Origin of the sequence: Pseudogulbenkiania sp. NH8B (assembly GCF_000283535.1) — a bacterium.
Taxonomy (GTDB): domain Bacteria; phylum Pseudomonadota; class Gammaproteobacteria; order Burkholderiales; family Chromobacteriaceae; genus Pseudogulbenkiania; species Pseudogulbenkiania ferrooxidans.
On record NC_016002.1, the window covers coordinates 1,078,711 to 1,100,724 of the forward strand.

A 22,014-nucleotide genomic window follows, 5' to 3' on the forward strand; every position below is an offset into this window, starting at 1 on the left:
GGGCTTGCAGTCATCGCTTACTCGAAGAGGCTGGACTGCTTGACGATATAGCCCGCTGGCTTCTTCTGTTTCTTGATCACGCCTTCGTCGACAAGCCTCTGCAACCACGCCTTGGCCTGTGCGTTGGACACCTCCAGCACAGCGGCAACCTCGGCGTCCTTCATTGGCGCTTTCAGCAACTGCTGAATCACCTCCCGGACTGCCGCAAACAGCGTATCGGCAGGTGTCGATACTGTCTCCACCGCCGGGCGGACTGCATCGGGTTGGGTCTCAGGGGGCTCCGCAGCTGAGGGCACTTGTTCGGGCACCTGATCAACTGGTTCTTCACTCGGTGCAGAGACCTGTGGCTGTACTGGCTTGGTCGGAGCTTCGATCGCCGGTGGCGTCTCCTGAACTGCTGGTGGCGTGGGCGAGTTGTCAGACGATTCATCGCCGGAAAACAGTGCAAGGCCTGGCTGCGGAGATGGCTCCGGCGCTGGAATTGTGGCAACGAACACGTCTTCAAAGGCATCGGCGTCTTGCGGATTCGGCCAGAGGATCGCCCCTTTGCTCCGCAGGGCATCGAGCCCGGAAGATGATTCGCCCGTCGACCGAACGTACACCGGCACGAATCTGAGCTTGTCCAGTTGCTCGACGGCTCCAGCCCAGGTGCCGCCTTTGTTGAGGTCAGAGCTGACGACCAGGGATGCATCCGCCAATGCATAGATCAGCTTGTTTCTCTGCATGGCGTTGCCGACGTTGAAGCCTGCGCTCGGGTCGTAGGGCGAGACCAGTACCAGTTGACCATCGAGTAACAGGTTGCGGTGTTCGCGATTCATGGTGGTCTTTTCCAGACTGTCTGCCAGAACCCCGCAGACCTTTCCCCCAGCTTCAAGCGCTCCACGCATGGCGGCCTGATCGACACCCTTGGCTCCACCGGAAACGAGTGTGCAGCCTGCCCAAGCAGCCAATCGCCCGATGGACATGGTGTAGTCAATCAACGCGTCGTCCACGTGGCGCGATCCGACGACGGCAAGCCCACCGGTTTCCAACAACGCCATGTCGCCACAGCCGTAGAGCACAGCTGGCGCGTCTTCACGAAGGCGAGCCTTCAGGCGACGCGGATACTCGGCGTCGGCACGGCTGACCACCCAAATGGCGCGTGCTTGCCAGCGCTCAATCACCTGGCTCAGCAGGAATCCGCGCCCCAGCAACCTCTGCAGGCGGCTCTCGTCAATCACGGTCTGGCATGCGCGCAGAATTTCGGCCGCATCGGCTGAGACCAGATCCGCAGGCTGATGCTGGATCTCGCGCAGATGACGTGCGAGGCGCTTGTATTCACCGGGCGAGAGCAGATCGGGTGACGCGGTTCCACGTCCGGCAATGAGCGGCGCCGTCAGCAGCAGGATTGCTTGTGTGTTGGGTGAAAGGACTGGCGTCATTCGTCGTGCCCCGTCTGCGAGAGGGCCATCGGCCAAACTGGGCCACTCCCGTTCTTGCGGAGGAGCCACGCAGACACCGTCAGCGTCCAGCGCGAATCGACCATGTCATCAACCAGGAGGACCGGCCCGGGAAGGACGGGCTGGCCGTTAAGTTCGAGCGAACCATCAATGTTGCGCGCCTGTTGTGTACTATTTGCCATCGTTTTCTGTTCGGGTCTTGCGTCTGTCTTCTCGATGACCGTATGAAATGGTAGACCCAGCGCAACAGCCAAGCGCTGTGCAAAATCCGGTACCAAGTTGGGATGCCGAAGCGAAGGTACGCAGGTCACCCAGGTCGGTGCTGGCTGCGGGTTCCACTCCTTGATCATCTTCACGCAGGCCGCGACAAGGTCGTCGGAAAAGTGGCCATCGTTATATTTGCCCTGTCGAACCAAGCCGCCCCAACCCGCATCGCCCCAGACACATAGCGCTTTGCCTGGCTCGGCTTGATGGGCGGGCGAGATGAGTCCCTTGACGCCGTACAGGGGCATCCCGCCATCAGGCCACTTCTTGCGCGGCTCGATAGGCAGGCTGGTTCGACGAAGAAATGAAACGGCAGCTTTCACCAGCTCAGCATCCACGGTTGTAGGCAGTGGAGGTAAGGCAGGTTCAATGACGCCGCTTGGGTCACCGTCGAGCGCACCAATCAGAAAGCCCATGTGCTCACCAAACGGCAGGCTGACGTAGTCCTGCATTTGCTGGTGCTCGTCTCGCCGAAGGGCCGTGAGACGTTCCGCGCGATCCCAAAACGCTTCGCTCAGCGTTGCCGCCGTGAGCTGCCACTTGCTACCTTGCTTGGCGAGAGGAGCCGGCGCTTCGAGTGAGAGCAATGCAATCGTCTTCTCGACGCGTCCCTTGCTCAGATTGACTCGGCTCAGCAGTTCGGGAACGGACAGGCCGTTGGGCTCTTCTTCAAGTGTTCCCAGAACATCGGCGACTTCCTGTTGGGTCGGAAAAGCGCTCCGGATAAACCAGTCAGTGATGTCAGACTCTTCTTCGCCACTGAGCAGTACCCCGTAGGCGGAATCCAGTGCACGTCCTGCGCGACCAACCTGCTGGTAGTAGGCGACCACCGAGCCCGGCATCTGATAGTGAATGACAAACGCCAGGTCGGGCTTGTCGTAGCCCATGCCCAAAGCCGTCGTGGCAACCAGCGCTTTGACCTGGTTGTTGAGCAGCGCCTGTTCCAGTTGCTCGCGGCGATCACCGGTTTCCCCGGTATAGGCTTCCACGTTGAAGCCTTGGGTCTTCAGCCATTCCGCGACCTGATTGGCGTCACGCACCGTCAGCGTATAGATGATGCCGTGGCCTTGTAGTGTGGAGAGTTGCTCCGCCAACCATGCGAGCCGCTCGGCTTGACTGGGCAGGCGGATGGTCTGCAAAGAGAGTGAGGTGCGATTGAGATCACCCCGCGACACATCAAGCCTCGGCCCAAGAACCGCTGCGAGATCGTCCATCACCCTGTTGTTCGCCGTCGCCGTAGTAGCGAGGAGTCGAAGATTGGGCGGTAGCGCTTTGACAATACGTTCCAGCAATCGGTAGTGAGGGCGGAAGTCGTGCCCCCAATCGGAAATGCAGTGCGCTTCGTCGATGACCAACAGAGATATCTGTGCGGCGATACCCGCCAACACCTGGGTGCGAAAGCGCTCGTTTGCCAGCCGCTCGGGTGAGATCAACAGAATGTCGATTTCCCCGTTGGCAAGTTTGCCTTCGACTGCCGTCCAGTCGTCCATGTTGTCGGAATTGATCGTGGCGGCGCGAACGCCCATCCGCTCTGCTGCAGCGATCTGATTTCGCATCAGCGCCAACAACGGCGAGATCAACAATGCGGGGCCCGCTCCAGCTTCCCGCAGCAACTTGGTTGCGATGAAGTAGACAAAGCTCTTACCCCACCCGGTCTTCTGCACGACCAGCAAACGGCCTTTACCTTCGACAATGTGGCGAATGGCATCTTCTTGGCCATCACGGAAGGTTGCGTCTGCACGTCCGGAACCGATCCGTAGAAGTTGCAGTGCGCGTGTTGGATCGTAGGCCACGTTATTGCTCTCCCTTGCTTTGGTCGGGCGAGCGGTAGCCCGGGACCGACACGGTGTTTATGGTGCTATGCCGCGCCATGAGGGAAATCAGCCACATTTGCGCAAGATGTAACTCAAAATGGCTATTCCAGCTCCATCTTCAATAAGCCACAGCCCATGCTTCACCCCCGTGATTTCGGGAAGGACAGGTGGAGTGATACACCTGTTCCAACACAACGACCTGCACCCTGAGTATTTTTGCTGGGCCTCCACATTGGTGTCGGCTCACTCAATCACATTGCGGCTTGATCCAGTGATGACATAGTCGTAGAAGTCTTACGATTTATGATTGAATGAAACGACCTGCAAGCACAGCAATAACACAAATACACACTCCCACACGGTCGCGAATCCCCTCCTTGAAGCGACTCTGCGCAACCCAACGGAAGTTAGCCCACTTCGCCGACTAGGACAGGTCTCAGCGCTGTTTGTTTGACTTCCAAGTGGGGCATGGGCATTACGGCACGCATTATACGCTTTGCATTTGTATGCGTCTTTTGAGCTTGTCCGGATTGTGCTTCCAAATACAAGGCTCAAATTTAGAAGTAACGACATGAGCGGTGGATTGGCGCTACAGCTCCAGGGTTGTGCATCGGGACTAGTGGAGAATAGGCAATTAACTGCACGACCACTCTTGAAAGGTCGAGGTGGTATTTATGGAGGCAGACAAGTGTCTAACTTTGTGTCGGGCGGGGTGCGGTGAGTAAACGCAAGGAGGCGGCGAACTGGATGTGGGGTTAAATGTGGGGCCATCTTTTTAGAAAACAAAAAAGCCCTGAAAATTCAGGGCTTTAATGTGGTTGACTGGCGGAGAGGGAGGGATTCGAACCCTCGGTACGGGAACCCGTACGCCTGATTTCGAGTCAGGTACATTCGACCACTCTGCCACCTCTCCGCGGTCAATGAGAGGCGAATTATATGTATGAGATTCGGCCCTGTCAACAGTCTGGTATCGTTCTGCCTTTCCCCGTGGTGCTTGGTACACTGCTCGCATGAAACCCGGCCGATGCCGTCGGCCTCCTACCTTTATATCCCGACTGATCGCAGTCGCTTCAGCAGCAGAGGGCAGTGTGAAACTAGCGTCCCGTCTCGACAGTATTTCCCCGTTCCAGGTCATGGCCATCCTGGAGAAGGCCCGTGCCTTGCAGGCGCAGGGGCACGATGTGATCCATCTCGAAGTGGGTGAACCGGACTTCGCCACGCCGCCCGCCATCGTTGAAGCAGGACGACAGGCTCTGGCCCAGGGAGATACCTTCTATACGGCAGCACAGGGGCTGCCCGAGCTGCGCCAGGCGATTGCCGGCTTCTACGCCAGCCGCCACGGCGTGGAGCTCGATCCGGCGCGCATCATCGTCACGCCGGGAGCCTCCGGCGCCTTACAGATCGCGCTGGCCTTGCTGGTGGATGAGGATAGCGAGGTGGTGATGGCCGATCCGACCTATCCCTGCAATCGCCACTTCGTCAGCCTGCTGGGCGGGGTACCGCGCGCGGTGGAGGTGGGGCCCGAGAGCCGCTACCAGCTCACGGCCGCACAGTTGGACGCCGCCTGGAACGAGCGCACGGCGGCGGCCATGGTGGCGAGCCCGGCCAATCCCACTGGTACATTGCTGGGCGCAAGCGAGCTGGCCGAGCTGGCCGAGGTATGCCGCCGCCGGGGTGGCGCTCTGATCGTCGACGAGATCTATCACGGCCTGACCTACGGCGTGGACGCCCCGAGCGTGCTGCAGGTGGCGGACGAAGCCTTGGTGATCAACAGTTTCTCCAAGTACTTCCAGATGACCGGTTGGCGCCTGGGCTGGTTGGTGGTGCCGCCGCAACTGGTGGAACCGGCAATCCGGCTGGCGCAGAACCTGTTCCTGTGCCCGCCGGCGCCGGCGCAGCGTGCGGCGCTGGCGGCGTTTCAGCCCGAAACGCTGGCCTTGTTGGAGGAGCGGCGCGCCGAGTTCGGCCGGCGCCGCGACTTCCTGCTCGAAGCACTGCCCAGCCTGGGCTGGCGCATCCCGGTACAGCCGGAAGGAGCGTTCTACGTCTATGCCGACGTCAGCGCGGTGACCGATGATAGCTTCGGCTATTGCCAGCGTCTGTTGGACGAGGTGCACGTGGCGATCACGCCGGGAGCGGATTTCGGCGCCTACCACGCCGAGCGGCACGTGCGGGTGGCCTACACGACGGGCATCGACCGCCTGGCCGAAGCGGTACGGAGGATGGTGCGCGCAGGCTGAGTAGCGGGGTGGCGGAGGTAATCCTCCTGTCCTCTGCCGGCAAGCCGATGAAGTTCAAGTGCTATTTCACGCTATTTTTGTTTTTTCTGGATTTTGTTATTTATTTTGCCAGATAGACAAAAAAATGCTTTTAATGGCACTTGGGCGGGAACTCTGACCTTCTGAAAGGTTCTCTCTCTTGACGGGTGGGCGTGGCTGTCGGCCGTGCCCGCATCGATGACCCCGCCGTTGCCCTGCGTTGACGGCCTCGACCACCCTGGGAAGAAGCCCATGCACGCCACGTCCTTCATCCACGACCTTGCCGTGATCATGCTGATAGCCGGCCTGGTCACGGTGTTGTTTCACCGCCTGCGTCAGCCGGTGGTGCTGGGCTATATCGTGGCCGGGGTGATCATCGGCCCGTACACGCCGCCGTTCGCTCTCATCCAGGACGAAGCCACGGTCAAGACCTTGGCCGAACTTGGCGTGGTGTTCCTGATGTTCTCGCTGGGCCTCGAGTTCAGCCTGAAGAAACTGGCCAGCGTCGGCGTCACCGCGCTGTTGGCGGCGCTGACCGAAATCGTGGCGATGGTCGCCATCGGCTTTCAGATCGGCAAGTACTTCGGCTGGGCCACGATGGATTCGGTGTTTCTCGGTGCCATGCTGGCGATCTCGTCGACCACCATCATCGTCAAGGCGCTGGACGAGCTGGGGCTCAAAAACGAGCGCTTCGCGCAAATTATTTTCGGCATCCTCATTGTCGAGGATATTCTTGCCATCGGCATGATCGCCTTGCTGTCCGGCATCGCCATCAGCGGACGGGTCGAGGCGGGAGCGGTGCTGAGCACGCTGGGCCAGCTGTCGCTGTTCATGGTGGTGGCGCTGGTGCTGGGCATCCTGATCGTGCCGCGCCTGTTGGCCTACGTGGCGCGCTTCGAGAGCCGTGAGATGTTGCTGGTGACGGTGCTCGGGCTGTGCTTCGGTTTCTGCCTGCTGGTGCTGCAACTGGAATACAGCATCGCGCTGGGGGCGTTCCTGATCGGCGCGATCATGGCGGAGTCGCGCGAGCTGAAGCAGATCGAGCACCTGGTCGAGCCGATCCGCGACATGTTCAGCGCGATCTTCTTCGTCGCCATCGGGCTGCTGCTCGACCCGGCGGTGCTGCTGCAGTACGCCTGGCCGATCGCCTTGATCACCATGGCGGTGGTGGTCGGCAAGGTGGTTACCTGCAGCCTCGGCACCTTCGTCGCCGGCAACGACGGCCGCACCGCGATGCGGGTGGGGATGGGGCTGGCGCAGATCGGCGAGTTTTCCTTCATCATCGCCGCGCTCGGCTTGTCGTTGAAGGTGACCAGCGATTTCCTCTACCCGGTGGCGGTGGCCGTCTCGGCGTTGACGACCTTGTTCACCCCCTATTTGATCCGTGCCGCCGAACCGTTTGCCGGGCTGGTGAACCGGCTCTCACCCGAACCGGTTAAGCGCGGGCTGGGGTATTACACCGCGTGGTTGCAGAGCATTCAGCCGCAAGAGGAGCGCGCCGAGCTGCTGGCCATCGTCCGCCGCATCGTGCTGCACGTGCTGGTCAACCTGTGCCTGGTGACCGCGATCTTCCTGGCTGCCGCCTACTTCGGACCGGAGTGGCTGGCCGGTCGCGGCGACACACGCCTGGTCAACGCTCTGCTGTGGAGTGTGGCGCTGCTGCTGTCGGTGCCGTTTCTGGTGGCGATCTACCGCAAGCTGAAGGCGCTGGCGATGCTGCTGGCGGAACTCTCGGTACGGCCGGAGATGGCCGGCCAGCTCACCACGGCCTCGCGGCGCGTGATCGCCGAACTGATCCCGGTGGGGGCGCTGATCGGCATCCTGCTGTTCCTGTCGGCGCTGAGCGTGAGCATCCTGCCGCCGAGCGAGGTGCTGCTGGTGATCGTGCTGGCGGTGGGGGCGGTTGCGGTGCTGTTCTGGAAGCGCCTGATCCAGCTGCACTCGCGCCTGCAGATCGCCTTGTACGAGACGATGCACCCGCCGGCCCCGTGATGCGGGAAATAAAAAACACGGCAGCCGGTGAGCTGCCGTGTTTTTTCGGAGGCTAAGGTTGGCCGAAGGCTTCGGCCAACCTTGTCGACACGATCAGTTGTTCTGGATCACGATCTTGGGAAACTTGCTGGAGAAGTCCTGCGCCTTCTCGCCGACCTTGACCGCCACGCGGCGCGCGATGGCCTGGTAGGCGGCGGCGATCGGGCCGTTCGGGTCCGCGACCACGCTCGGCTTGCCTTCGTCCACCGCCTGGCGGATGGCGAGGTCGAGCGGCAGCGAGCCCAACAGCTCGACACCGTACTCCTCGGTCATCTTGGCGGCGCCGCCGCTGCCGAAGATGTGTTCGGCGTGGCCGCAGTTGGAGCAGATGTGGATCGCCATGTTCTCCACCAGGCCCAGGATCGGCACGCTCACCTTCTCGAACATCTTCAGCCCCTTGCGTGCGTCGAGCAGCGCGATGTCCTGCGGCGTGGTGACGATCACGGCGCCGGTCACCGGTACCTTCTGCGCCAGCGTCAGCTGGATATCGCCGGTGCCCGGCGGCATGTCGATCACCAGGTAGTCCAGATCGTCCCAGCGCGTGTCGTTGAGCAGCTGCTGCAGCGCCTGGCTCACCATCGGGCCGCGCCAGACCATGGCCTGGTCGGTGTCGACCAGGTAGCCGATCGACATGGTCTGCACGCCATAATTCACCACCGGCTGCAGCGACTTGCCGTCGGTTTCCGGTTTCCTCCCCTGCAGGCCCATCATCAGCGGTTGCGACGGGCCGTAGATGTCAGCGTCCAGCAGGCCGACACGGGCGCCTTCGGCCGCCAGCGCCAACGCCAGGTTGACGGCGGTGGTGGATTTGCCGACCCCACCCTTGCCGGACGCCACGGCGATGATGTTCTTCACGCCCGGCAGCAACGGCACGCCGCGCTGGGCGGCATGGCTGACGATCTGGCTGCTGACTTCGACCTTGACGGCGCGGCCTTCGGCCAACGGTGCCAGCGCGTTCTCGAAAGCGCCGCGCACGGCGTCGAACTGGCTCTTGGCCGGGTAGCCCAGCACCACGTCGAGCGCGATCTCGCTGTCGCTGACGCGCAGGTTCTTGACCGCCTTGGCAGCGGTGTACGGTTTGCCGGTGTTGTCGTCGATCAGGCCGGAGAGGGCCTGGAGTACCTGGGTATCTGTCAGTGCCATGGTGTCGGAAGAGTCGGAAGTGGTGGCGTCGCGGCCGAAGAGTCGGGTCAGTTTCTGGAACATGGCCGGGGACCGGGTTTAAAATACCTGACCAGTTTACTCGAATTCTGCCTTGCGCGCAGGGCATGGGCGGGCGTTTGGCGCTGAGGCGCCGCAGCCCGCTGCGAGCCGTCGGCACCTCGGCGTTGCCGGTGCTAGCCGTGCGCCGCGCGATGCATTAAAATGCCCTTCACACGTCGTACCCGCCACGGACTACCGCCGTGGCGCCCCCTGAAGAGGCCGGCCCGTTCCACAAGAACGAGCCGGCCTCTTCCGTTATGCCTCCATGGAAACGCGGCAAGGCCTTGGCCTGCTCCAAGGCGACCGGTCCTGCTGTTATAATCGATCGCTTGAGATTCGAACCAGGGACCCCCGAATGACCTCCCCACGCAAGATTCTGGTGACCAGCGCCCTGCCGTACGCCAACGGCGCGATTCACCTCGGCCACATGGTCGAACACATCCAGACCGACGTCTGGGTGCGCTTCCAGAAAATGCGCGGCCACGCCTGCCATTACGTCTGTGCCGACGACACCCACGGCACGCCGATCATGCTCGCCGCCGAGAAGCAGGGCATCACGCCCGAGCAGCTGATCGAGCGCGTCAAGGCCGAGCACCTGGCCGATTTCACCGGCTTCCACATCGGCTACGACAACTACTACAGCACCAACAGCCCGGAAAACAAGCACTTCGCCGAGCACATCTACCGCACGCTGCGCGCCAACGGCAAGATCGTGTCGCGCACCATCGAGCAGCTGTTCGATCCGGAAAAGCAGATGTTCCTGCCGGACCGCTTCGTCAAGGGCGAGTGCCCCAAGTGCGGCGCCAAGGACCAGTACGGCGACAACTGCGAGAGCTGCGGCGCCACCTACAGCCCGACCGATCTGAAAAATCCGTACTCGGCGGTGTCCGGTGCCACCCCGGTGCTGAAATCGTCCGAGCATTACTTCTTCCGCCTGGGCGATTGCGCCGATTTCCTCAAGGCCTGGACCGCCGGTTCCAGCGTGCGCGCCGATGGCGAAACCCAGCCGCATCTGCAGCCTGAATCCCTCAACAAGATGAACGAGTGGATCGAGGGCGGCCTGCACGACTGGGACATCAGCCGCGACGCCCCGTACTTCGGCTTCGAGATTCCCGACGCACCGGGCAAGTACTTTTACGTCTGGCTCGACGCCCCGATCGGCTACATGGCGAGCTTCAAGAACCTGTGCGAGAAGAGCGGTCTGGATTTCGACGACTACTTCCGCCCGGATTCCGACGCCGAGCTGTACCACTTCATCGGCAAGGACATCTTGTACTTCCACGCCCTGTTCTGGCCGGCGATGCTGAAGTACTCCGGCTACCGCGCCCCGACCGGTGTGTTCGCCCACGGCTTCCTCACCGTGGACGGGCAGAAGATGTCCAAGTCGCGCGGCACCTTCATCACCGCCAAGAGCTACCTCGACTGCGGCTTGAACCCGGAATGGATGCGCTACTACGTCGCCGCCAAGCTGAACGCCCGCATCGAGGACATCGACCTGTCGCTCGACGATTTCGTGGCGCGCGTCAACTCCGACCTGATCGGCAAGTTCGTCAACATCGCCAGCCGCGCCGCCGGCTTCATCACCAAGCGTTTTGGCGGTCGTCTGGCGGAGAGCGTATCCAGCTCCGCGCTGGCGAGCCCGGTGTGCCATGCCGCGCAGTGCGAACACCCGTTGCTGCAGCAGTTGGCCGAAAGCAGCGCGACGCTGGCCGCGGCTTACGAGGCGCGTGAATACGCCCGCGCGCTGCGCGACGTGATGGCGCTGGCCGACGAGGTCAATGCCTACGTCGACGCCAACAAGCCGTGGGAACTCGCCAAACAGGAAGGGATGGAAGCGCGCCTGCACGAAGTCTGTACCGTGCTGGTGAACGCCTTCCGCCTGTTGGCCATCTACCTCAAGCCGGTGTTGCCGAAGCTGGCGGCCGACGTCGAGGCCTTCCTCAACATCGCCCCGCTCACGTGGGACGACGCCGACACCCTGCTGCTCGGCCACACCATCAAACCGTATCAGCATCTGATGCAGCGCGTCGAGGCGGCTCAGATCGACAAACTGATCGAAGCGAACAAACAAAGCATGGAACAACAAGCTGCCCCTGCCGAGGCTTCGGCCAACTATGAGCCGCTCGCCGACACCATCACCATCGACGACTTCGCCAAGCTCGACCTGCGCGTCGGCAAGGTGCTGGCCTGCCAGTTCGTCGATGGTTCGGACAAGCTGCTGCAATTCACCGTCGACCTCGGTTTCGAGACGCGCAACATCTTCTCCGGCATCCGCCAGGCCTACCAGGAGCCCGACAAGCTGGTCGGCCGCAACGTCATCGTGGTGGCCAACCTGGCGCCGCGCAAGATGCGCTTCGGGGTGTCGGCCGGCATGATCGTCTGCGCCTCCGGCAACGACGACACGAGCGGGTTGTTCCTGCTCGATACCGACGATGGCGCCCAGCCGGGGATGCGCATCGGCTAAATAGTTGTTGTGTAAAAGAAAAATTAGGGTATACTGACCCATTGACGCCTTGCCAGCCTCTTTGAAGCTGACAAGGCGTTTTCCATTCTAGAAGTCATCAAGCTGTCATCTCACGCTGCTACAGTGTGTCCATTCAACTGGGAACGTCGTGTTCCTGCCGTTGTCTATTGATTTATGTTGAGATTTCGTGAAAAGTTAAGTGTTGGTATGACAATGTTGTTGTTATTGAAAACAACAAGGAGAAAGTAATGCGTGTAAGTCAATTGCAGCCAGGCTGCAAAATTGTCGAGCGAAAAGACGACGGCCATGAGATCCGTTACGAAGTGATCAGTATCCGCCAGATCGGCAAGCAGTTCGAAGTGACCTTCCGGTCGGTGCTGGGTATGGCCAGCGCCCTCTATTCGGCCAACGCCTTCATCCCGACCGCGGCCTGATCGCCGCCGCTGACGGCCCCTTGGGGCCGCCTCTCGGGATCGCCCCCCAAACCCCGTTCGCGCTCGGCGCCAACGGGGTTTGGCGTTTCAAGGGCATTGCCATCGATCGTGGCGGCTGCTATCAACAGGACAGGGGGAAGGAGACGGATATGAGACAAATGACACGGCTGCTGCGCATTCATGGCAGGGTTCAGGGCGTGTGTTACCGCGACGGCGCCGTCGCGGAGGCATCCCGTCTTGGGGTCAGCGGCTGGGTCCGCAACCGCCGCGATGGCACGGTCGAGGCATTGATCAGCGGCGAGCCGGAGAACTTGCTGGAGTTTGTTACCTGGGCACGTAACGGCCCGCCAGCGGCCGAGGTCAGCATGGTCGAGGTGCAGGAGTGCGTGGTGGACGCTTCACTGGAGGGTTTCAGCTGCTGGCCGACACTCTGAGGTGGAGGCCGGGGAGGGCGTGTTCCGGCCTTGAAGGATGAGATTGACGATTTTTTTCGAAAAACGCTTGACCGGTCTGTAATCGAAGTTTATAGTTCGTCTCCTCGCTGCACGAGACGCTTCACAAAGAAGTGCTTGGCAGCAACAGGTTTCTGACGCGGGGTGGAGCAGTCTGGTAGCTCGTCGGGCTCATAACCCGAAGGTCGTAGGTTCAAATCCTGCCCCCGCAACCAACATAAAGCCGTGAATTCTGACAAGAATTCACGGCTTTTTGCTTTGGCGTCTGTTTTCGTTTGCTCCGCCCGCTGCCACTACTCACTTCCTTCCCTGACAGATCGCCTCCCCGCGTCGCGGCCAGCGAGTCCGGCAGCCGTGCTGCTGCTCGCCGCGTGGCGCGGGGCCGACGCCTTGATCTGCCGCTGGAGCGGTGTGGGCCGGGTGTCGTAATGCCTCGTCTCCGCCGGCCCCCTTACGCCACCGTCAATGAATCTCGAATTGTCCCGCCAGTCTGGCCAGTTGGCGTGACTGGCTGGCCAAGCGGGTGATGACTTGGCCGGCTTCTTCGACATGCTGGTGGGATTCGGCGATCTGGGTGGCGACGTCGCCCATGCGCGCCGACAACTGCGCGGCGGAGGCCGATTGCTGGCTGTTGGTCATGGCCACGTCCTTCATCATGTCGTTGACCTGCAGCGTGGTGTCGCGCACGGCGGCCAGTTGCTGGGCGGTGCTCTGCTGCGTGGCGACGCCGGCGCGGGTCGCCTCGGTGACGGTCTTCATGGTGGCGATGGTACCTTCTGCCGCCTGGTGCACGTTGTCGACCAGGGCGTTGATCTGCTCGGTACTGGCGCTGGTGCGTTCGGCCAGCTTGCGCACTTCGTCCGCCACCACGGCGAAGCCCCGGCCGCTTTCGCCGGCGCGCGCCGCCTCGATGGCGGCGTTGAGTGCCAGCAGGTTGGTCTGTTCGGCGATGTCGTGGATGGTCTGGGTGACCTGGCCGATGGCGTTGATGGCGTCGGACAGGGAGCGGATGGTGTCCTGCGCCGTTTCCACCGCCTGGGCGGCGTCCAGACTGCAGGAGCGTGAGCGCGCCATTTCCTGCTCGCCGGACTGGATTGCGTCGCGCGAGCGGGCCGACAGCTGTGAGGTATCGCTGGCATGTTGCGCGACTTGCTCGATCGACGAGGACAGCTGCTCGATGGCGCTGCTCATTTGCGTCACGCTGTGATTGCCGGCCTCCATGCGCTGCCGGATGTCGTTCAGGCTGTCGTTCATGTCACCGGTGCCGGCGGCGAGGGAGCGGGCATTCATCTGCAACTCGTCGATCATCACCTTGAGATGCACCTGCATGTAGGCGAGGGTCTCTTCCAGGTCGCCGCATTCTCCCAGGCGATGGATGGCCAGCTCATTGTTCAAGCGGCCTTCGGCGATGTCGTGGCACACCGCACGCAGGCGGGCAAAGCGTCCGGCCCGCTGCCGCTCGAAGGCTACCCAGCCCGCCAGGGCCAACAAACCGCCGCTGGCCAGGGCATAGTCGACGGGCGAACTGCCGCGCCAGGCGAAATAGCCCAGTATGAGGCTCGTCAGTGCGCCGAAAGCCATGCGTACGCGCGTTTCCCGTATGCCGCCTGGACGGGGCTTGACCAGTTTCTGGCCGGCCGCCAGTTCGGCGTACCACTGCTCGGCGTGACGAATGGCCTCGCGTGAGGCCGGGCGGCGCACCGACATGTAGCCGACGGTGCTGCCTTCCTGGCGTACTGGGATGACGAGGGCGTCAACCCAATAGTGGTCGCCGTTCTTGCAGCGGTTCTTGACGTAGCCGCGCCAGGGTTGGTCGGCTTTGACCGTGCGCCACAGGTCCTCGAACAGCACCGCCGGCATCTCCGGATGGCGCACGATGTGGTGATGGCTGCCGAGTAGCTCCTCACGGCTGAAACCGGATACCTGCACGAACAGGTCGTTGGCGTGGGTGATGACCCCCTGAGGGTCGGTACGCGTGACGATGATGCCTTCGGTAAAGGGCTTCTCGACGCCGCTGATGGGTAGATTCACTTTCATTCCCGCCCCCTTGTTTGATTCATTGTTCTGGCTGTTCCATTTTGGTTGGCCGAACGATAGGGGCGGTGACATCGTCATGGTATGACCTAGATCAACTCAGACGCGCTTTCGCTTTTCATGTAATTACATGTTGCCAATGGGGTTTTTATTGTTAACAACAAGCGTGATTTAGGGGAGGCGACGGGGGGAGAGAAAAACCGGGCAGGAGGCCCGGTTGTTCAGCGCAGCGCCGGGTCGCGGCGGAATACCCAGTGCCGCGCATCGGAGGCCTGGTCATCGAAGGCGTAGCCCTCGTAATCGAATGCTTTCAGCCGCTCCGGATCGGTGACGCGATGTTTGGCGGCCCAGCGCGCCATCAGTCCGCGCGCGCGCTTGGCGTAGAAGCTGATGATCTTGTATTGGCCATTCTTCCAATCCTGGAACACCGGGGTGATCACGGTGGCCTCGAGTTTCTTCGGCTTGACCGCCTTGAAGTATTCTTCGGAAGCCAGGTTGACCAAGACCGGAGCAGGGGCTTGGGCCAGACGGTGGCGCAGGGCGTCGGTCACGATGTCGCCCCAGAATTCGTACAGGTTCTTGCCGCGCGGGTTGGCGAGACGGGTGCCCATTTCCAGGCGGTAAGGCTGCATCAGGTCGAGCGGCTTGAGCACGCCGTAGAGCCCGGACAGCACGCGCAGATGCTGCTGCAGGTAGTCCAGTTCGTCCTCGTCCAGCTCGTTGGCATTGAGCCCTTCGTAGACGTCGCCCATGAAGGCGAGTACGGCCTGCTTGGCCTGGCCGGGCGTGAAAGGGCGCGCCCACTCGGCGTAGCGGCCGGCGTTGAGCACGGCCAGCGGGTCGCTGATGCCCATCAGCTGGCCGATTTCGGCCGGGCTGTGCTCACGCAGCACCTCGATCAGTTCGGCACTGTGGTCGAGAAAGTCCGGTTGGGTATAGCGCTCGGTGCGGGGCGGGGTGGCGTAGTCCAGCGTCTTGGCCGGGGAGATCACCATCAGCATGGGTGGGAGTCCTCGTGGTTCCGATGAGGCGATTGTACCGGATGTGCGCCACCTGTACGGCGCGACAGCCGTGATCTGGCGCCGGAGAGACGCTAGAATGCCGGCAGTCGAGAAACAGGAGATCGGGCGATGCGGGTGCTGGTGCAGCGGGTGAGCGAAGCGGAGGTCAGGGTGGATGGCACGGTGAGCGGGGCGATCGGGCCAGGCTTGCTGCTGCTGGTCGGCGTGGAGGAGGTGGACGAGCAGAGTGACATCGATTGGCTGGTGCGCAAGATCGCCCAGTTGCGTATTTTCAACGACGAGGCCGGAGTGATGAACCGCTCCGTGCTCGACGTGCGTGGCGAGGTGCTGGCCGTGAGCCAGTTCACGTTATTCGCCAGCACCAGGAAAGGCAACCGCCCTTCCTACAGCCGTGCCGCGCGGGGCAACATCTCGGCGCCGATGTTCGAGCGCTTCGTGGCGACGTTGGCCGAAACCTTGGGCAAGCCGGTGGCGACCGGGGTGTTCGGAGCCGACATGAAAGTGGGGTTGGTGAACGACGGTCCGGTGACGATCTGGCTGGACAGCCGGCAACAGGAGTGAATCCGTGCCGGCCCTCTTGCCCCACGAAAACAGCCCCGCAAAGCGGGGCTGTTTTCGTGGGGCATTGATTCCTGAACGCGCGCGGAAATTTCGGCAGCCGTCCAGTGTGGCGGTCGGGCAGCGGCAAGGAATCGTCCGCACTGCCGACCCGGAGCCAGCAGTGCAGACGTCTGGGCGTTACAGACCCTGCAGGCGGACGCGCTGGCCCGGTTGCAGCGAGACCACTTCGTCCGAGCCATTCCAGCGTTGCAGGTCGCTGTGACGCACGCCGAACTTGCGGGCGATGCTGAACATGGTATCGCCGCGCTGCACCACGTATTCGGCGGGCACCGCGCCGGTTGCTGCCGTGGCGGTGGCCGCGACCCGCATCAGGCTGTCGCGCGAAGCGGCGGCCAAGTAGCCCGTGCCGGCCGGGGCTTTGAGCTGCAAGGTCTGCCCCAGGCGGATGTCGTTGTCGGCCAGGCCGTTGAAGGCTTTCAGATCGCTGACCGTCAGATTGTAGCGGCGCGCAATATTGTAGAGCGTGTCACCCGAGGCCACGATGTAGGTGGTGGCAACGGCCGGGGTCGCGTTGTTCGCGACGGCCGTGCCGGCTTCATTAGCCTTGCTGCTGGCGACACTCGCCTCGCTGGCTTTGACCTGCGGTGTGCTGCCCGGTGTCGCGGCGTTGGCGGCGACGCTGGCCTCGCTCGGCTTACTCACAGGGCTGCTGCTCTGGGGGGGCGGCGTACTGGCGGCGCTACGCGCTGCGCCGGTGCTGTCCTGCAGGGTGGCCGCCGGTGGCGGTGCCACAGGGGTAGCGGCAGTCGTGGCGCGCACGGTCAGGGCCACTGGCTGGATGCCGCCATTCGGGGTGTTGCTTACCATGACTGCCGGGCTGGCGCTGGCGACCAGCGTTGCTGTCGAAAGCGTGCCGGCCACGGTAGTGTCGCCGCCGCTATCGGTGTCGGTGGTGGTGCTGTTGAGGTCGGCGTTACCTTTCAGCGCTACCAGCAAGGGCTTGCCGGCGCTGATGGTGGAGCCCTTGACGCGGTTCACAGCCTGCAGCTGGGCCGGGCTCATGCCGTAGCGGTCGGCCACGGCGGCCAAGTCTTCATCGGTGGCCGGGGTGTAAACCTGCCAGCTCAGCAGCGGCTTGTCCCACTTGTTGAGGTTGGCTTCGAATTTGTCGACGCGGTTGGCCGGGATCAGCATCTGGCGCCCGGCCTTGTGGGCGTAGACCGGCAGGTTGAAGGCCGGATTGAGTTCCTTGAACTCGCTCACCGACATGCCGGCCATTTTGGCGGCGACGTCCAGGTCCATGTGGCGACCGGTGGAAACCGCGACGAAATAGGGCTTGTTGGGGAATTTATCGAGCTTCAGGCCGAATTTGTCAGGGCTGGCGAGCAGGTTGCGCACCGCCAGCAGCTTGGGTACGTAGTTGCGCGTCTCGTTCGGCAGCTTGAGGTTTTCGTAGGTGGGTTCAAGGCCGGCGGCCTGGGCGCGGGCGATGGCGCGTGTCAGGTTGCCTTCTCCCCAGTTGTACGCGGCGAGCGCCAGGTTCCAGTCGCCGAACAGGCCGTGCAGGTAATCGAGGTAGTCCAGCGCGGCGGAGGTGGAGGCGGTGACATCGCGGCGGCCATCGTACCACCAGGTCTGTTCCAGACCATAGTGGCGCCCGGTGGAGGGCATGAACTGCCACAAGCCGGAGGCGCCCACCGGCGACTGGGCGGTGGCGACGAAGGCGCTCTCGACCGCCGGCAGCAGAGCGATCTCGGTCGGCATGCCGCGCCGTTCCACTTCGTTCATGATGTGGAATAGGTATTTGTGACTACGTTCGAGAATGCGGCTGAAGTATTCGGGACGGGCGGCCAGGCTGCGTTCGTGGCGGCGCACCAGTTCGGCGTTGACCTCGTCAAGCTGAAAGCCCTCGCGCACGCGCTGCCAGACGTTGTCGCCGTTACGCAGCAGACTGGAGTTGAGCAGCATCATGTCGAGGCCGGTGGCCAGGCCTTCGTCCACCCCGATCGACTGGCGGAAGGCGCCCGAGTCTTCCGCGTGGACCAGCGGGGCGGCGGAAAATACAAATGACAACGAAAGTGCCAATGGTGTGATTCTTTTCATTTGGCGGGCCTGAAATCAGAAATTCTGGCCGATGCTATCGGCCAGAAAACGGGGTGTCAACACGAAAAAGCAAATAATTTCATGAGCTTTCGTCATATTTGACCAAGCTCATGAAGCGTGCCATGACCGCATTTCCTATAGGGGGAATATAGCTTTTTTCTGTTTTAACGAAAGCTGTTTTTCCACTCACGCAGCACGGCGAAGACAGCCGCCGGCGTCGTCAGGGGAGCGCCGGCTTGCTGGGCTGCACGGCGCGTCACGGCGTCGACCTCGGTGCGCAGAAAAGGATTGGTGGCGCGCTCCTTGTCCAGCGTCGACGGCAGCGTCGGCTCGCCTGCCGCAAGCGTGGCCTGGTCTTCGGCCAACCTTTGCCGGATGGCGTCATTATCGGGCTCCACCGCGGCGGCAAAGCGCAGGTTGGACAGGGTGTACTCGTGCGCGGGGTAGAGCCGGGTGCTGTCGGGCAGCGCCGCGATGCGGCCGAGCGAGGCGTGCATCTGCTCGGGCGAGCCCTCGAACAGCCGGCCGCAGCCGGCACCGAACAGGGTATCGCCGCAGAACAGCCGGCCATCGGTCAGGTAGGCCAGGTGGTCGAGGGTGTGGCCGGGCACTTCCAGCACGTCAAACTGGGCGCCCAGCAGCTCGAACCGAGAGCCGTCCATCACGGCTTCGTTGACCTGGGCGATCGATGCCGGGCCGATGATGCGCAGGTGCGGGTAATGCCGCGTCAGTTCGGCCAGGCCGCCGACGTGATCGGCGTGGTGATGGGTCACCAGCACCGCCTCTAGCGCCAGGCCGTGCGCCGCGAGATGGGCCAGCACCGGCGCGGCGTCGCCTGGGTCGACCGCAACGGCACGGCCGGCTTGCTGCAAAAGCCAGATATAATTGTCGGAAAAGGCGGGCACGGGCGTGACGGTGAACATGAGTAGAGGTCGTCCTTCGATGATGGAATCATTTGGCCACTGGCTCACCTCTAGCGAGCTGGGACAGTATCTGCTCACCAGGGAGCAGGCGTTCTACGACCGCACCGTGGCTGATGCCTTCGGTTTTCGCGCGGTGCAGGTGGGTCTGCCGCAGCTGGACTTCCTCGCCGCCAACCGTATTCCCTGGAAGTGCCGGGCCGGTCAGGAACCTGGCGCCGACGTGCGTTGTCTGCCCGAGCAGTTGCCGTTCGAGAGCCGCAGCCTGGATCTCGTGGTGTTGCCCCACATCCTGGATTTTAGCATCCATCCCCATCAGGTATTGCGCGAGGCCGAGCGCGTGCTCATGCCGGAGGGGCGGGTGGTGCTGACCGGCTTCAACCCGGTATCGCTGTGGGGCGTGCGCCGCTTGATAGAAGGGCGGCAGCAGGTGCCGTGGAACGCCCAGTTCCTGTCGCTGGTGCGGATTAGGGACTGGCTGACGCTGCTGGATCTGGAACCGGAAGGCGGCAGCTTCATGGGCTATTGTCCGCCGTTCGCGCGGGCCGACTGGCTCGAGCGCTTCCGCTTCATGGAGAAGGCCGGCGATCGCTGGTGGCCGCTGGCTGCCGGGGTGTACGGCATCCAGGCGATCAAGCGGCAGCGCGGCATGCGCCTGATCATGCCGCAATGGAAACCGGCCAAGGCCGCGAAAGGCCTGGCAGTGGCGGGGGGCAACGACCATCGCCACTCCGCCGGCCATCACACTAAAGAAAGCGTATGACCCAAGACATAGTCGAGATCTACCCCGATGGCGCCTGCAAGGGCAATCCCGGCCCCGGCGGCTGGGGGGTGCTGTTGCGCTTCAAGGGGCGCGAGAAGGAACTGTTCGGCGGCGAGCAGGGCACCACCAACAACCGCATGGAGCTGACCGCCGTGATCGAAGGCCTGGCGCAGCTCAAGCGTCCCTGCAAGGTGGCGGTGTACACCGACTCGCAGTACGTGCAGAAGGGCATTTCCGAGTGGATTCACGGCTGGAAGAAGCGCGGCTGGAAAACCGCGGCCAAGGAGCCGGTCAAAAACGCCGACCTGTGGCAGAAGCTTGACGCGCTGCAGACTGGACATCAGATCAGCTGGCACTGGGTCAAAGGGCACGCCGGTCACGAGTTCAACGAACGCGCCGACCAGCTCGCCAACCGTGGCGTCGAGACATTGAGCGCCTGAACCTAATCTTTTCGGCCAACCTTAAGAACCTGTTCAGGATAGATCGCGAGCATCCCGCTACGGGGGCAGAGCAGTGCAGAAAGCGGAATGTGTATGCCGTACATGAGAACTTCTGCGCGCGGTGCGACTCTCTGCGTGCAAATCTTCCGATTTGCCCAGCGACAGATTCGCACGCAGGGCACCTGAACCCCGCTCAGGGGACGCGCAGTAAGATCATGCACAGGTTCGTGGGGGCCTAGCAGCACAGAGCACTTATGAGACAGATTATCCTCGATACCGAAACCACCGGCCTCGAACCGTCGCAGGGCCACCGCATCATCGAATTCGCCGGGCTGGAGATGGTGAATCGCAAGCTGACCGGGCGCTCGCTGCACCTCTATATCCATCCCGAGCGCGATATCGACCCCGATGCCGAACGCGTGCACGGTATCTCGCTCGACTTCCTGGCCGACAAGCCGCGCTTTGCCGCGGTCGGCCCCGAGATCGCTGACTTCCTGCGCGACGCCGAGCTGATCATCCACAACGCGCCGTTCGACGTCGGCTTCCTCAACGCCGAGTTCGACCGCATCGGCGTCGAGCGCGTTTCCACGCTGTGCGCCAGCGTCATCGATACCCTGGTGATGGCGCGCGACCAGTTTCCCGGCAAGCGCAACAGCCTCGATGCGCTGTGCGACCGCTTCGAGATCGACCGCTCCAACCGCACCCTGCACGGCGCCCTGATCGACTGCGAACTGCTGGGCGAAGTCTATCTGTGGATGACGCGCGGCCAGAACAGTCTGGTGATGGACATCGATCTCGATGTCGGCGGCGGCGCCGATCTGGGGGCGCTCGAGTTCGAGCGCAAGCCGATCACGATCCTCCGCCCCAACGCCGAGGAGCTGGCCGCACACGCGACCTATCTCGACGACCTCGACAAGGCGGTCAAGGGTACCTGCCTGTGGCGCAGCCTGGAATCGCCGCCCGCTGCGGAGCCGCAGGCATGAGCCGCTATCTCGCACTGGTGCCGGCCGCTGGCTCCGGCTCGCGCTTTGGCGCGCCAAGCCCCAAGCAATACCTGCAACTCGACGGCAAGCCGCTGATGTGGCACACCCTGGCGACGCTGGCCGCGGTGCCGGCCATCGAGCGCGTGGCGCTGGTGATCTCGCCTGGCGACGAGTGGTTCGACAGCTATCGCTGGGACGACATCGCCAAGCTCGAGGTGCATCGTGTCGGCGGCGCCAGCCGCGCCGAGAGCGTGCAGAACGGCCTCGCGGCGCTAGCCGCGGCGGACGACGACTGGGTGCTGGTGCACGATGCGGCGCGCTGCTGCCTCAGTGTGGCGGCGGTGGAGCGCCTGATCGCCACCCTGGCCGACGACGCCGTGGGCGGTCTGCTGGCGCTGCCGGTCGCCGATACCGTCAAGCGTGCCAACGCCGAGCAGCGCGTCAGCGCCACGGTGCCGCGCGAACGGCTGTGGCTGGCGCAGACGCCGCAGATGTTCCGCGCCGGCCGCTTGGCCGAAGCGCTGGCCAAGGGGCCGGTCGACATCATTACCGACGAAGCTTCGGCCATCGAGCAGCTCGGCCTGCAGCCCCGGCTGGTGGAAGGCGAGGCGCAAAATTTCAAGGTCACCTGGCCGCGCGACCTGGCGTTGGCCAAGGCCTTGCTCGCCACCCGGCGCGGCTGAGCGCCGATCTCATCAAGCGGCGCTGCTTTCGCCGCGTGGGCGCTGGAGATGCCCGGCGCGGGCGCCTCTCGTGAAGAGATGCGTTCTGTCACGATCCTCATGGACACCGTGACCATTCCGGCGTCACTCAAGCTGCTTGAGCCCGC

The 22,014-nt window shown here is 62.9% G+C and carries 17 protein-coding genes and 2 tRNA genes; 11 read left to right on the forward strand and 8 right to left on the reverse strand.

Going from position 1 to position 22,014, the window contains the following annotated elements; genetic code table 11:
- Positions 1 to 17 precede the first annotated feature (17 nt).
- The 3 genes from NH8B_RS05145 to NH8B_RS05155 form a co-directional block, all read right to left on the reverse strand.
- A complete protein-coding gene (locus NH8B_RS05145; protein ID WP_014086330.1) occupies positions 18 to 1,421 on the reverse strand; it encodes a DNA-processing protein DprA in 1,404 nt (467 codons plus the stop codon).
- The gene (locus NH8B_RS05150) at positions 1,418 to 3,496 is read right to left on the reverse strand and encodes a RecQ family ATP-dependent DNA helicase (protein ID WP_014086331.1); all 2,079 of its coding nucleotides are present in this window, start codon (positions 3,494 to 3,496) and stop codon (positions 1,418 to 1,420) included. Before NH8B_RS05150 ends, NH8B_RS05145 begins: the two co-directional genes overlap by 4 nt.
- Before the next feature lie 844 nt (positions 3,497 to 4,340).
- A tRNA-Ser gene (locus NH8B_RS05155) sits at positions 4,341 to 4,430 on the reverse strand.
- A 175-nt stretch (positions 4,431 to 4,605) separates the two neighbouring features.
- Between NH8B_RS05155 and NH8B_RS05160 the strand changes: the two genes are divergently transcribed.
- The gene (locus NH8B_RS05160; RefSeq protein ID WP_014086332.1) at positions 4,606 to 5,757 is read left to right on the forward strand and encodes a pyridoxal phosphate-dependent aminotransferase; all 1,152 of its coding nucleotides are present in this window, start codon (positions 4,606 to 4,608) and stop codon (positions 5,755 to 5,757) included.
- Positions 5,758 to 6,027: 270 nt separating this feature from the next.
- Positions 6,028 to 7,767 (forward strand): cation:proton antiporter, encoded by a 1,740-nt coding sequence (locus NH8B_RS05165; RefSeq protein WP_014086333.1) that lies wholly within the window; start codon positions 6,028 to 6,030, stop codon positions 7,765 to 7,767.
- Between the two features lie 93 nt (positions 7,768 to 7,860).
- On the opposite strand, the gene apbC is transcribed toward NH8B_RS05165, so the two are convergent.
- Positions 7,861 to 8,949: an iron-sulfur cluster carrier protein ApbC gene (gene apbC / locus NH8B_RS05170; RefSeq protein ID WP_041703328.1), complete on the reverse strand. Its 1,089-nt coding sequence runs from the start codon at positions 8,947 to 8,949 to the stop codon at positions 7,861 to 7,863.
- A gap of 415 nt (positions 8,950 to 9,364) precedes the next feature.
- On the opposite strand from apbC, the gene metG reads away from it, so the two are divergent.
- The 4 genes from metG to NH8B_RS05190 all read left to right on the forward strand — a co-directional run bounded on the left by metG (position 9,365) and on the right by NH8B_RS05190 (position 12,574).
- Positions 9,365 to 11,473, forward strand: coding sequence for a methionine--tRNA ligase (gene metG / locus NH8B_RS05175; protein WP_014086335.1), 2,109 nt, complete (start codon positions 9,365 to 9,367; stop codon positions 11,471 to 11,473).
- A 248-nt stretch (positions 11,474 to 11,721) separates the two neighbouring features.
- A complete protein-coding gene (locus tag NH8B_RS05180) occupies positions 11,722 to 11,907 on the forward strand; it encodes a hypothetical protein (protein WP_008953094.1) in 186 nt (61 codons plus the stop codon).
- A gap of 149 nt (positions 11,908 to 12,056) precedes the next feature.
- Positions 12,057 to 12,341: an acylphosphatase gene (locus NH8B_RS05185; protein WP_041702840.1), complete on the forward strand. Its 285-nt coding sequence runs from the start codon at positions 12,057 to 12,059 to the stop codon at positions 12,339 to 12,341.
- Between the two features lie 156 nt (positions 12,342 to 12,497).
- Positions 12,498 to 12,574, forward strand: a tRNA-Met gene (locus NH8B_RS05190).
- Positions 12,575 to 12,821: 247 nt separating this feature from the next.
- Here the strand turns inward: NH8B_RS05190 and NH8B_RS05195 are convergent.
- Both NH8B_RS05195 and yaaA read right to left on the reverse strand, forming a co-directional pair.
- On the reverse strand, positions 12,822 to 14,396 hold the full coding sequence (locus NH8B_RS05195) for a methyl-accepting chemotaxis protein (RefSeq protein WP_014086337.1): 1,575 nt from the start codon (positions 14,394 to 14,396) through the stop codon (positions 12,822 to 12,824).
- A 218-nt stretch (positions 14,397 to 14,614) separates the two neighbouring features.
- Positions 14,615 to 15,394: a peroxide stress protein YaaA gene (gene yaaA, locus NH8B_RS05200; RefSeq protein WP_014086338.1), complete on the reverse strand. Its 780-nt coding sequence runs from the start codon at positions 15,392 to 15,394 to the stop codon at positions 14,615 to 14,617.
- Between the two features lie 129 nt (positions 15,395 to 15,523).
- Here yaaA and dtd point away from each other — a divergent pair, with 129 nt between their 5' ends.
- The gene (gene dtd, locus NH8B_RS05205; RefSeq protein ID WP_014086339.1) at positions 15,524 to 15,976 is read left to right on the forward strand and encodes a D-aminoacyl-tRNA deacylase; all 453 of its coding nucleotides are present in this window, start codon (positions 15,524 to 15,526) and stop codon (positions 15,974 to 15,976) included.
- A 177-nt stretch (positions 15,977 to 16,153) separates the two neighbouring features.
- On the opposite strand, the gene NH8B_RS05210 is transcribed toward dtd, so the two are convergent.
- Both NH8B_RS05210 and gloB read right to left on the reverse strand, forming a co-directional pair.
- Entirely contained in the window at positions 16,154 to 18,049 is a 1,896-nt protein-coding gene (locus tag NH8B_RS05210; protein ID WP_232503528.1) for a LysM peptidoglycan-binding domain-containing protein, read from the reverse strand.
- Between the two features lie 194 nt (positions 18,050 to 18,243).
- Complete coding sequence (gene gloB, locus NH8B_RS05215; RefSeq protein WP_014086341.1) at positions 18,244 to 19,002, reverse strand: hydroxyacylglutathione hydrolase; 759 nt, start codon at positions 19,000 to 19,002, stop codon at positions 18,244 to 18,246.
- 19 nt (positions 19,003 to 19,021) lie between these two features.
- Here gloB and NH8B_RS05220 point away from each other — a divergent pair, with 19 nt between their 5' ends.
- The 4 genes from NH8B_RS05220 (at position 19,022) to ispD (ending at position 21,868) form a co-directional block, all read left to right on the forward strand.
- The gene (locus tag NH8B_RS05220; RefSeq protein WP_014086342.1) at positions 19,022 to 19,762 is read left to right on the forward strand and encodes a class I SAM-dependent methyltransferase; all 741 of its coding nucleotides are present in this window, start codon (positions 19,022 to 19,024) and stop codon (positions 19,760 to 19,762) included.
- The gene (gene rnhA / locus NH8B_RS05225; protein ID WP_014086343.1) at positions 19,759 to 20,202 is read left to right on the forward strand and encodes a ribonuclease HI; all 444 of its coding nucleotides are present in this window, start codon (positions 19,759 to 19,761) and stop codon (positions 20,200 to 20,202) included. Before NH8B_RS05220 ends, rnhA begins: the two co-directional genes overlap by 4 nt.
- Before the next feature lie 254 nt (positions 20,203 to 20,456).
- Positions 20,457 to 21,185 (forward strand): DNA polymerase III subunit epsilon, encoded by a 729-nt coding sequence (dnaQ, locus tag NH8B_RS05230; RefSeq protein ID WP_014086344.1) that lies wholly within the window; start codon positions 20,457 to 20,459, stop codon positions 21,183 to 21,185.
- On the forward strand, positions 21,182 to 21,868 hold the full coding sequence (ispD, locus tag NH8B_RS05235; protein WP_014086345.1) for a 2-C-methyl-D-erythritol 4-phosphate cytidylyltransferase: 687 nt from the start codon (positions 21,182 to 21,184) through the stop codon (positions 21,866 to 21,868). The genes dnaQ and ispD overlap by 4 nt, the downstream gene beginning before the upstream one ends.
- The last annotated feature ends 146 nt before the right edge of the window (positions 21,869 to 22,014 follow it).